Source organism: Nocardioides sp., from assembly GCF_035481145.1.
In the GTDB taxonomy this organism is placed as follows: domain Bacteria; phylum Actinomycetota; class Actinomycetes; order Propionibacteriales; family Nocardioidaceae; genus Nocardioides.
The window spans coordinates 1-11,096 of record NZ_DATIHB010000162.1 but is presented as its reverse complement, the minus strand read 5'-3'; the positions used below and the strand labels follow the sequence as shown (position 1 = coordinate 11,096).

11 protein-coding genes and 2 pseudogenes are annotated in these 11,096 nt (G+C 71.2%); 12 read left to right on the top strand and 1 reads right to left on the bottom strand.

Annotated features, from left to right (window positions below; genetic code table 11):
* From VLF38_RS13775 to VLF38_RS13720, 12 genes and pseudogenes are all read left to right on the top strand, one after another.
* Positions 1 to 399 (top strand): annotated as a pseudogene (locus tag VLF38_RS13775) (hypothetical protein); the annotation flags it as partial.
* Positions 392 to 2,119, top strand: coding sequence for an ABC transporter (locus VLF38_RS13770; RefSeq protein WP_325271812.1), 1,728 nt, complete (start codon positions 392 to 394; stop codon positions 2,117 to 2,119). The pseudogene VLF38_RS13775 and the gene VLF38_RS13770, both read left to right, overlap by 8 nt.
* Entirely contained in the window at positions 2,119 to 3,780 is a 1,662-nt protein-coding gene (locus tag VLF38_RS13765; RefSeq protein WP_325271811.1) for a GTPase, read from the top strand. The genes VLF38_RS13770 and VLF38_RS13765 overlap by 1 nt, the downstream gene beginning before the upstream one ends.
* A gap of 57 nt (positions 3,781 to 3,837) precedes the next feature.
* Complete coding sequence (locus VLF38_RS13760; protein ID WP_325271810.1) at positions 3,838 to 4,377, top strand: cysteine dioxygenase family protein; 540 nt, start codon at positions 3,838 to 3,840, stop codon at positions 4,375 to 4,377.
* Positions 4,374 to 4,805, top strand: a complete 432-nt coding sequence (locus VLF38_RS13755; RefSeq protein ID WP_325271809.1) for a rhodanese-like domain-containing protein — start codon at positions 4,374 to 4,376, stop codon at positions 4,803 to 4,805. The genes VLF38_RS13760 and VLF38_RS13755 overlap by 4 nt, the downstream gene beginning before the upstream one ends.
* A 49-nt stretch (positions 4,806 to 4,854) precedes the next feature.
* The gene (locus VLF38_RS13750) at positions 4,855 to 5,670 is read left to right on the top strand and encodes an ABC transporter ATP-binding protein (RefSeq protein WP_325271808.1); all 816 of its coding nucleotides are present in this window, start codon (positions 4,855 to 4,857) and stop codon (positions 5,668 to 5,670) included.
* Complete coding sequence (locus VLF38_RS13745) at positions 5,667 to 6,317, top strand: ABC transporter permease (protein ID WP_325271807.1); 651 nt, start codon at positions 5,667 to 5,669, stop codon at positions 6,315 to 6,317. The genes VLF38_RS13750 and VLF38_RS13745 overlap by 4 nt, the downstream gene beginning before the upstream one ends.
* Positions 6,314 to 6,967 (top strand): ABC transporter permease, encoded by a 654-nt coding sequence (locus VLF38_RS13740; protein ID WP_325271806.1) that lies wholly within the window; start codon positions 6,314 to 6,316, stop codon positions 6,965 to 6,967. Before VLF38_RS13745 ends, VLF38_RS13740 begins: the two co-directional genes overlap by 4 nt.
* A 26-nt stretch (positions 6,968 to 6,993) precedes the next feature.
* Entirely contained in the window at positions 6,994 to 7,899 is a 906-nt protein-coding gene (locus VLF38_RS13735; RefSeq protein WP_325271805.1) for an ABC transporter substrate-binding protein, read from the top strand.
* Positions 7,900 to 8,053: 154 nt separating this feature from the next.
* Entirely contained in the window at positions 8,054 to 8,617 is a 564-nt protein-coding gene (locus VLF38_RS13730) for a single-stranded DNA-binding protein (RefSeq protein ID WP_325271804.1), read from the top strand.
* 97 nt (positions 8,618 to 8,714) lie between these two features.
* A complete protein-coding gene (ettA, locus tag VLF38_RS13725) occupies positions 8,715 to 10,397 on the top strand; it encodes an energy-dependent translational throttle protein EttA (protein WP_325271803.1) in 1,683 nt (560 codons plus the stop codon).
* Positions 10,398 to 10,491: 94 nt separating this feature from the next.
* Complete coding sequence (locus tag VLF38_RS13720) at positions 10,492 to 10,899, top strand: hypothetical protein (RefSeq protein ID WP_325271802.1); 408 nt, start codon at positions 10,492 to 10,494, stop codon at positions 10,897 to 10,899.
* A 59-nt stretch (positions 10,900 to 10,958) separates the two neighbouring features.
* Here the strand turns inward: VLF38_RS13720 and VLF38_RS13715 are convergent.
* Positions 10,959 to 11,096, bottom strand: a pseudogene (locus VLF38_RS13715) (acetyl-CoA C-acyltransferase); the annotation flags it as partial.

Here is an 11,096-nt window from a genome sequence, read left to right as displayed (position 1 = left end):
CTGTGGGTCCGCGGTCGCGAGGCGATCGTGCTGACGACCGCGCTCGAGGACGCCGCCCAGCGTGGCTTCCTGCCCGCCGCCTCCATCCCGTACGTCGTCGACCTGCGGCAGCGGCGTGCGGCGCGCCGCCATGCACACCTCGTGGGCGGACCTGCCGCCGTGCGGGCCCTGCGGGACTACCAGCAGGCCGCGATCGAACTCGGGTACCTTCACCACCGGTTCCTTCGTGGGACTGCGCCGCGTGACTTCGCGCCACGGGGGCAGGCCTTCGTCGAGCTGCTGCAGCACCTCGGGCCCGCGGTGGTTCTGCCGCCCGGGCCCCACGGCCCGCTCGCGGGCACCACCCTTCCGACCATCCCTTCCGCAGCCCTGCACCAGGAGACCGACCGGCATGAGTGACTCCACGAAGATGCTCACCGCCCTGGTGCGCCTCCGCGGGGCGCTGCAGGGCGCCGTCCTGCCGCTCGACCTGCCCCAGGCGGAGGAGGAGCGGGCCAACCGGCTGGCGATGATCGACCAGCTCGAGGACTACGTCATCCCGCGCCTCACCGCGATCGACGGACCGCTCCTCACCGTGGTCGGCGGCTCCACCGGTGCCGGCAAGTCGACGCTGGTCAACTCCCTCGTGGGGCACCGGGTCACCGAGCCGGGCCTGCTCCGGCCCACCACCCGCTCGCCCGTGCTCGTGCACAACCCTGCTGACGCCGAGTGGTTCGGCCAGGACCGGATCCTGCCCGACCTGGTCCGCACGGACCGCTCGACCGGTGACACCTCGACGCTGCAGCTGGTCGCCACCGACAAGGTGCCGGCCGGCCTGGCGATCCTCGACGCTCCCGACGTGGACTCCGTCGAGGAGGCCAACCGGATCCTCGCCGCGCAGCTACTCGCCGCCGGCGACCTGTGGCTCTTCGTCACCAGTGCTGCGCGCTACGCCGACCAGGTCCCGTGGGACTACCTGAAGAAGGCCGCCGAGCGGTCGACCTCGGTCGCCGTCGTCCTCGACCGCACCGCCGACGAGGCCGTCGAGACCGTGGCGACGCACCTGGCGCGCATGCTTGCCGCCCGGGGCCTCAAGGACTCCCCGCTCTTCATCGTCCGCGAGGGCCAGCCCGACGAGGACGGCCTGCTGCCGGCGTCGTACGTCGCCGACATCCGTGGCTGGCTCGACGCGCTGGCGGACGACGCCGACGCCCGCGGTGCGGTCGTGAAGCAGACGCTCGAGGGCGCGATCCGCGTCCTGAGCGCCAAGACGTTCCAGATCGCCGCGGTCGTGGAGGAGCAGGGGAGGGCCGTGCGCCAGCTCCGCGACGACTCCGACCGTGCCTACGAGCGGGCGCTCACCGCGATCCACACCGCCACTGCCGACGGCACGCTGCTCCGCGGCGAGGTGCTGGCCCGCTGGCAGGAGTTCGTCGGCACCGGCGAGCTCCTCAAGTCGCTGGAGACGAAGGTGGGCGCGCTGCGCGACCGCCTCGTCAACGCCGTCAAGGGCAAGCCGGCGCAGGTCGAGCGCGTCACGCACGCGGTCGAGTCGGGCCTGGAGAAGCTGCTCCTCGAGCACGCGGAGAACGCCGCCGAGCAGGCCGCCGGCTACTGGGCGTCGACCGCTGCCGGTCGCAAGCTGCTCGAGAGCCAGGAGCGCGACCTCGACCGTGCCTCGCGCGACTTCCGCCGCGCGGCCGAGCGGCTGGTCCGCGACTGGCAGGACGGCGTGCTCGAGATGGTGCGCACCGAGGGCCAGGACAAGCGCTCGAGCGCCCGCTTCCTCGCCTACGGCGTCAACGGCCTGGCCGTCGCGCTCATGGTCGTCACCTTCTCTGCGACGGCCGGACTGACCGGCGCCGAGGTCGGCATCGCCGGAGGCAGCGCCGTGCTGGGCCAGAAGCTCCTGGAGGCGGTCTTCGGCGACCAGGCCGTACGCCGCCTCGCCGAGCGCGCCCGCGAGGACCTCGACCGCCGCGTCGAGGAGCTCTTCGCGGCTGAGCGCGCCCGCTTCACCCATGTCCTCGACGATCTCGGCGTCGACCCCCGCAGCCCCGAGCTGCTGCGCGCCGCTGCGCGTCGTGTCGACGACCTGCGCTTCGCTGCGCAGTCGCCCCTCTCCTCCGGAAGCGAGTGATGACCCCCGTGCTCGAAGGTGTGAAGAAGCTGGTCTCGTCCAGCTCCGACGTCGGTCGTCGTGCCGAAGCGCTCGAGGCCGTGGTCGAGTCGGCGCGCGGCCGCCTCGACGACACGCTCCTCGATGAGGCGCACCAGGTCGCCGACCGGGTCTCCGAGCGACTCCGTCTCTCCGCCCACCACACCGTCGTCGGCCTCGCCGGCGCCACCGGCTCGGGCAAGTCCTCGACGTTCAACGCGCTGACCGGCCTGGAGCTCTCTGCCGTTGGCGTGCGCCGTCCCACCACGTCGTGGGCGACCGCCTGCGTGTGGGGCGGAGGGGAGGGCGCTGACGCCGGTGAGCTGCTGACCTGGCTCGGGATCCCGCCGCGTCACCACGTCACGCGCGACTCCATGCTCGACACCAACCGCGAGGACGACGCCTTCGACGGTGTCGTGCTCCTCGACCTGCCCGACCACGACTCGACCGACGTCTCGCACCACCTCGAGGCCGACCGGCTGGTCCAGCTCGCCGACGTCCTGGTCTGGGTCCTCGACCCGCAGAAGTACGCCGACGCGGCCATCCACAACCGCTACCTCAGGCCGATGGCGTCGCACGCGGGCGTGATGATCGTGGTGCTCAACCACATCGACACCGTCCCGGAGGAGCGGCGCGAGCAGATGCTCTCCGACGTACGCCGCCTGCTCGCGGCCGACGGGCTCGCCGACGTCCCGGTCTTCGCGGTGAGCGCGCGCAGCGGCGAGAACATGGAGAAGCTCCGCAAGGAGATCGCCAAGCGCGTCGCGTCGAAGAAGGCGACCCGCAAGCGCCTCGAGGCCGACGTCAAGGCGACCGGTGAGAAGGTCGCTGCCGTCTCCGGCACCGCGGCCCCGAAGGCGCTCGGTGGCGACGTCGCGGCCGAGCTCGACGAGGCGTTCGCCGACGCGGCCGGAGTGCCGGTCGTCGTCGATGCGGTGGAGGCGTCCGCCCGCATGCGGGCAGCCCGTGCGACCGGCTGGCCGGTCGTCGCCTGGGTCACCAAGCTGAAGCCGGACCCGCTCAAGCGGCTCCACCTCGACCTCGGCCAGGAGGGCCGCGCACTGGTGAAGTCCGCGCGCACCTCCGTCCCGGCGCCGACGCCCGTCCAGCGCGCCCGGGTCGACAGTGCCGTCCGCTCCGCCTGTGACGAGGTCAGCGCCGGCCTGGCCCGGCCGTGGCAGCAGGCGATCCGCTCCGCCGCGACCGCGCGCCTCGACGACCTCAACGACCGCCTCGACCACACGCTGGCGACCACGCCGCTCGGCGTCGACCGGATCCCGTGGTGGGCGACGCTCGTGCGCGTCCTGCAGTGGCTGCTGATCGCTGCAGCCCTCGTGGGCGGTCTCTGGCTGGCCGGCATCGCGGTCGCGGGCTATCTGCAGTTCGACGTCCCGTCGCCCGGGGTCGGGCCGGTGGCACTTCCCACGCTCCTCCTGCTCGGGGGAGTGGTCGGCGGCGTCCTGCTCGCGCTGCTGTGCCGCGCGCTCGTCCGTGTCTCGGCGCGCTCGCGGGCCCGGTCGGCTGACCGGCGCCTGCGGGAGGGCATCCACGACGTCGCCCAGGACCTCGTGCTCTCGCCGCTCAACGCCGAGCTCGCGGCGTACGCCACCGTGCGGGAGCAGCTCCAGACGGTCCTGAAGTAGGAGAGCTCACCTCTTATCGAGTTAAGTCGAGTGAATTACTGGTGTTAAGGTCGGGTCATGCACCCGACCCACGCCCACTCCCTCACGCTCGATGAGCTCGCTGCCTGGACCCGCCGCGTGGCGGACGAGGTCCGCCGCGGCGAGCACGAGGTCCACGCTGACGCCGACGACCGGTGGCACGTGCGGGTGCACTGCGACGAGTCCGTCGACGTGTGGCTGATCAGCTGGACTGCCGACCAGGGCACCGAGCTCCACGACCACGGCGGTTCTGCCGGCGCGTTCACCGTCGTCCAGGGCCGGCTCACCGAGACCGCGTGGAGCGGAGGGATCGCCCCGGTGGGCGACGGCGCGCGCAGCCGGCGTCCCGGCCACCTGGCCGACCTCGTGCGGGAAGCAGGGGAGACCTCCGTCTTCGGCGGCCACTACGTGCACGACGTCCGCAACGTCGACGGGGAGGTTGCGGTGAGCGTGCATGCCTACTCCCCGCCGCTCTCGCGCATGCACTACTACGACGTCGAGGCGGGGAGGCTCGTCCGCCGCGCATCGGCGTGGACCGACGACCCCGAGGCGCCCGCTCCGGCGCGGGAGGCGTCATGAGCACCTTCGCGTCGGTGGAGGCACTGCTCGCCCACGCGCGTGCGGGGCTCGACCGCCTCGTCCCGTCGGAGGCGTACGAGGCCGTGGCGGCGGGCGCCCGGTTGGTGGACATCCGCCCGCAGTGGCAGCGCGTGGCCGACGGCGAGATCCCGGGCTCGCTCGTCGTCGAGCGGAACCATCTGGAGTGGCGCCTCCATCCGGCCTCCGATGCCCGCCTGCCCCAGGCGGTCGAGGGCCAGCGCTGGATCGTGGTCTGCACCGAGGGCTACACCTCGTCGCTCGCCGCGGCATCGCTCAACTCGATCGGGGTGGAGGCGGCGGACGTGGTCGGTGGCCTCCACGCATGGCGCGCCGCGGGACTCCCCGTGGTGCCGGGTGGTACACCGGTGGAGCACCTGGTCCACGACGCCACCCGAGGAGCCGCGTGAGTCACCCCGCCATCCGCCTCGCTGCGCTCCCCGGAAGTCGGAGACACCGATGATCGAGTTCCGTTCCGTCAGCAAGACCTTCGCCGACGGCACCCCCGCCGTGCGGGACTTCAGCCTGGTGCTGCCCTCGCGCTCCACAATCGTCCTGGTCGGCTCGTCCGGATGCGGCAAGACGACCCTGCTGCGCATGGTCAACCGCCTGGTCGAGCCGAGCAGCGGCCAGGTGCTCATCGACGACGTCGATGTCGCCACACGCAACCCGGTCGAGCTGCGGCGCTCGATCGGCTACGTCATGCAGCACGCCGGCCTGCTGCCGCACCGGCGCGTGGTGGACAACGTGGCCGTGCCGCTGCGGCTCGCAGGTGTCGATCGTCGTACGGCGACGGAGCGGGCCTTGGCCGCGCTCGAGACGGTCGGGCTGGACCCGGCACTGGCCCGCCGTTACCCCCGCCAGCTCTCCGGCGGCCAGCAGCAGCGCGTCGGTGTGGCCCGCGGTCTCGTCGCCGACCCCAACATCCTGCTCATGGACGAGCCCTTCGGCGCCGTCGACCCGATCGTCCGCGACGACCTCCAGCAGGAGCTCCTCCGGCTCCAGCGCGAGCTCGGCAAGACGATCGTCTTCGTCACCCACGACATCGACGAGGCATTCCTGCTCGGCGACCAGGTCGTGATCCTGCGACGCGGGGGAGAGGTGGCCCAGGTGGGCACCCCGGCGGAGATCCTCGCCGACCCCGCCGACGACTTCGTGCGGACCTTCGTCGGCCTCGACAAGGCCCGCCGCACGCTCCACCTCGAGGAGCGGGCGGGGCAGCGCATCGTCGTCGACGGCGACGGCCGACCCGCCGGCGTACTGGGTCCGGCATGAGCTGGTTCCTCGACAACCTCGACCGGATCGCCGACCTGGCGCTGCGCCACCTCTGGCTCAGCGTGCTGCCGGTCGTGCTCGGCTTCCTGGTCGCTGTCCCGATCGGCTGGTGGGTGCAGCGGCACCCCCGCATCGGCGCGGTCCTCCTCGGGTCGGGTGGGGTGCTCTACACACTGCCCTCGCTGCCGCTGCTGGTGATCCTGCCCGGCATCCTCGGCACGAGCTTCCTGGACCCGCTCAACGTGGTCGTCGTGCTCACCCTGTACGCCGTGGCGTTGCTGCTGCGCACCGCGGCTGACGCGTTCGCGCAGCTGCCCCGCGAGGTCGTTGACGCGGCGGACGCGACGGGTCACTCGCGGTGGCAACGGGCGCTACGCGTGGAGCTTCCGCTCGCTGGACCTGTCCTGCTCGCCGGCGTCCGGGTCGTATCGGTCAGCACGGTCAGCCTGGTCACGGTCGGGGCGATCATCGGCGTGGCCAACCTCGGATCGCTCTTCACCGAGGGCTACCAGCGTGGCTACACGACCGAGATCGTCATCGGGCTGGGTGCCGTGGTCGTCCTCGCGCTCGCGCTGGATGCGCTCTGGGTGCTGCTCGGGCGGGTGCTCTTGCCCTGGGCGCACGGAGCGAGGACGGCGACCGCATGAGCAACGTCTTCGCCGAGGCCGGGAGCTGGCTCACCGACACGGCCCACTGGCAGGGAGCGGACGGCGTGCCGGCCCGTCTGGCGGAGCACGTCGGCTACTCGGTGCTGACCGTCGCCATCGCCTCGGCCGTCGCCCTGCCGCTCGGGCTCTGGATCGGCCACACGGGTCGACTGCGCGGGCTCGCGATCGCCGTCACGGGCGCGTTGCGTGCGCTCCCGACGCTCGGCCTGCTGACGCTCGCGGTGCTCTGGGTGGGCATCGGCCTGGCGCCGCCGATCCTGGCGCTCGTTGTGCTGGCCGTGCCGCCGCTGCTCGCCGGTGCCTACGCGGGGGTGGAGTCCGTCGACCGGAGGACCGTCGACGCCGCTCGCGGCCTCGGCTTCACCGGCTGGCAGGTGCTCACCCGCGTCGAGGTGCCGCTCGCCCTCCCACTGATCCTGGGCGGGTTCCGGTCCGCGGTCCTGCAGGTCGTCTCGACGGCCACCGTGGCGGCGTACATCGGGTTGGGCGGGCTCGGCCGCTACCTGATCGACGGCATCGCCGTCCGTGACTATCCCCAGACCCTCGCCGGGTCGCTGGTCGTCGTCGTTCTCGCGCTGTCCCTCGACGGGGCCTTCGCGGTTGCGCAACGATCGGTGGCACGCGCGTGACATTCCCGAAGAGAAGAGGAACCACCATGTTGCTGACCCGTCTGCTCGCAGGCACTGCGACCACCGCCCTCGCCCTCGGCCTGACGGCCTGCGGTGGGGACCCGACCGAGGCACCCGCCGGCGAGGGCGACACGATCGTGGTCGGCTCTGCGTCGTTCGGTGAGAGCCAGATCCTCGCCGAGATCTACGCGCAGGCGCTGGACGCGAAGGGCATCGACGCGAAGACGCAGCTCGACATCGGTGCGCGCGAGGCCTACATCGGCGCGATCCAGGACGGGTCGATCGACCTCTTCCCGGAGTACACCGGCAACCTGCTCCTCTTCTTCGACCCGAAGGCGACGGCCACCGCGCCCGAGGAGGTCGAGGACGCCCTGGAGGAGGCCCTGCCCGAGGGGCTGGACGTCCTCGACGCCTCCGCGGCCGAGGACAAGGACTCGCTCAACGTCACCGCTGCGTTCGCCGAGAAGCACGACCTGACCTCCATCGCCGACCTCGCCGGGATCGACGGTCTCCGCCTGGCGGCCAACCCGGAGTTCAAGACTCGCGCCTATGGCATCCCCGGCCTCGAGAAGGTCTACGGGATCAAGGACGTCGCCTTCACCGCGATCTCCGACGGCGGCGGCCCCGCCACGGTGAAGGCGCTGACCTCCGGCAAGGTCGACGTCGCCGACATCTACTCGACGACACCGTCCATCGCCGCGAACGACCTGGTCACGCTCGAGGACCCGGAGCACCTCATCGCCGCGCAGAACGTCGTGCCGCTGATCCGCGAGGACGCGCTGACCGACGAGGTGGAGGACGTCCTCGACGCGGTCTCGGCGAAGCTGACCACCGAGGCGCTGCTCGAGCTGAACGCCGACCTCGCAGGCGACGACCACCCCTCGTCCGCCGACGTGGCTGCGGCCTGGCTCAAGGCGAACGACCTGGTCTGAGGTCCTGCCTGACCCGGTTTCCGTCCACCGTGCGGCCCCGGCACCTCCCTTCCACAGGAGGTGGCCGGGGCCGCTCGCGTCGTGGTGGGCTCGCGGCACCGTCAGGGATTGAGGGCGCGGACAGCGGGTCCGCCCACGATCCCTTGGAGGGGACATGAACGAGACGATGGTGACGGTGCTCGGCTTCGTCGGCACGCAGCCCGAGCTGCGCCCGGTGGGTGACACCTGCGTCGCCGGCTTCCGGGTCGGGTCGACGCCGCGGGTCTTCAACCCGCGCGACAACAGCTGGTCCGACCGCGAGACGAACTGGTACACGGTCAACGCGTGGCGGACGCTCGGCGAGCACTGCGCGGAGTCGCTCCGGGTCGGGGAGCCGGTGGTCGTCCATGGGCGGCTCCGCACGCGGACCTGGGCCGACGACGCGGGCAACATCCGCACGTCGCTCTCTTTGGACGCCGTGTCCGTCGGTCACGACCTGGCCCGCGGCAGCTCGGCCTTCGTCCCCGACCGGCGTCCGGCGGCGCAGCCGACGGCCGAGGAGCAGGAGGTCGCCCGGCAGAACGACGAGTGGACGGTGTCGCTGCCGCAGGTCTCGAGCTTCGGCCGCTTCGACCAGCCGGCGGTCGATGTGACAGGGCTCGAGGAGGCGTCACCGGCCGAGGTCACTGGCGAGGTCACTGCGGAGGTCGCGGAGGAGGCCGAGCTGGCGCCGTTCTGACCGACTCCACTGGCGGACCAGCCGTGGGCCGAGCGGGCGGTCCGAGGCGCGGGGGCGTGGCGTTTCGGCCGCCGTGGGGCGACTAGAGTTACCTCCCATGGCCGAGTACATCCTTTCCCTGCGCAATGTCCGCAAGGCCCACGGCGACAAGGTCGTCCTCGATGGCGTCACCCTGTCCTTCCTCCACGGCGCCAAGATCGGCGTCGTCGGTCCCAACGGCATGGGCAAGTCGTCGCTGCTGAAGCTGATGGCGGGTCTCGACCACCCCAACAACGGCGACATCGTCTTCGACCCCGAGGCGACTGTCGGCATGCTCCAGCAGGAGCCGCCGCTCACCGAGGGCAAGACCGTCCTGGAGAACGTCGAGGAGGCCGTCGCCGAGATCAAGGGCAAGATGGCCCGCCTCGACGAGGCCTACGGCGAGATGGGTGACCCCGACGCCGACATGGACGCGCTCATGGCCGAGACCGGTGAGCTGCAGACCTACCTCGACAACATCAACGCGTGGGACGTCGATTCCAAGCTCGAGCAGGCGATGGACGCCCTCCGCTGCCCGCCGGCCGACGCCCTCGTCGACAACCTCTCGGGTGGTGAGCGCCGCCGCGTCGCGCTCTGCAAGCTGCTGCTCCAGGAGCCCGACCTGCTCCTCCTCGACGAGCCCACCAACCACCTCGACGCCGAGTCCGTGCAGTGGCTCGAGGGGCACCTCAAGAGCTACAAGGGAGCCGTCCTCGCGGTCACCCATGACCGCTACTTCCTCGACAACGTCGCCGAGTGGATCGCCGAGGTCGACCGTGGTCAGATCCACGGCTACGAGGGCAACTACTCGACGTACCTCGAGACGAAGAAGGAACGCCTCAAGGTCGAGGGCCAGAAGGACGCCAAGCGCGCCAAGATGCTCGAGAAGGAGCTGGAGTGGGTCCGCTCCAACGCCAAGGCCCGCCAGACCAAGTCGAAGTCGCGTCTGGCCCGCTACGAGGAGCTCGCGGCCGAGGCTGACAAGGCCCGCAAGATCGACACCGCCGACATCAACATCCCGCCGGGCCCGCGCCTCGGTGACATCGTCCTCGAGGCCGACCACCTCGTGAAGGGCTTCGAGGACCGCGTCCTCTGGAACGACATCAACTTCACCCTGCCGCGCGCCGGCATCGTCGGCGTCGTGGGCCCCAATGGCGTCGGCAAGACGACGCTCTTCCGGATGATCACCGGCAACGAGGAGCCCGACGCGGGCTCGCTGAAGGTCGGCACGACGGTGAAGATCTCGTACGTCGACCAGAGCCGCGGCGGCATCGACCCCAACAAGAACGTCTGGGAGGTCGTCTCCGACGGCCTCGACCACATCAAGGTCGCCAACTTCGAGATGAACTCGCGGGCCTACGTCGCGTCGTTCGGCTTCAAGGGCCCGGACCAGCAGAAGAAGGCCGGCGTCCTCTCAGGTGGTGAGCGCAACCGCCTCAACCTGGCGCTCACTCTCAAGCAGGGCGGCAACGTGCTGCTCCTCGACGAGCCGACCAACGACCTCGACGTCGAGACGCTCTCGTCGCTGGAGGACGCGCTCCTCGACTTCCCGGGCTGTGCTGTCGTCACGTCGCACGACCGGTGGTTCCTCGACCGCATCGCGACCCACATCCTGGCGTGGGAGGGCGACGAGGAGAACGAGGGCCACTGGTTCTGGTTCGAGGGCAACTTCGCCTCCTACGAGGAGAACAAGATCGAGCGCCTCGGTGTCGAGGCGGCCCGCCCCCACCGCGTCACCCACCGCAAGCTCACCCGCGACTGATCCCTTCGTCGAAACCCGGGTCTTGGTCCGCCGAAACCCGGGTTTCGGCGTCTCGGAACCCGGCTTTTGCCGGTGGGTCCGCGATACTGCTGCCATGGCCAACGACCTCGTCCTCAACCGACTCACGCCGCCAGGAGAGCAGTTCACGCTCGTGACGCTCCGGGTGCTCGACGAGAAGCCGGACGCCGCGGCACTCACGAAGTGGTACCGCACGCACCTGCACCAGATCGTCGTCGTCAACCTGCTCGAGGGCACGCAGGACTTCGCGTTCAGCGCCGCGCCGCCCACGGGCGAGGAGATGGACGCGCTGATCGCGCGCCTGGCGTCGACCGAGCACGGCATCGACCTCGTCGGCCACTCGCCGATGTTCGAGCACAGCGAGGAGGCGCCGTTCGGTGCCGGTTCGTGGATCACGGCGCGTGGGCACGACCTGGGTGATGGACGCTGGCTCAGCGTCCTCTTCGGCACCCTGACCTGGCCGACGGTCATCGGCGAGGCCTGAGCAGCCGAAACCCGGGTTCTGGCGTACCAGAACCCGGGTTTCGACGATGAGCGGGAGCGTCAGAGGCGCTCGAGGATCATCGCCATGCCCTGGCCGCCGCCGACGCACATGGAGATGACGCCGGTGCTCTTGTCGTGGAAGTCGAACGAGTTGAGCATCGTGTTCTGCAGGCGGGCGCCGGTCATGCCGAACGGGTG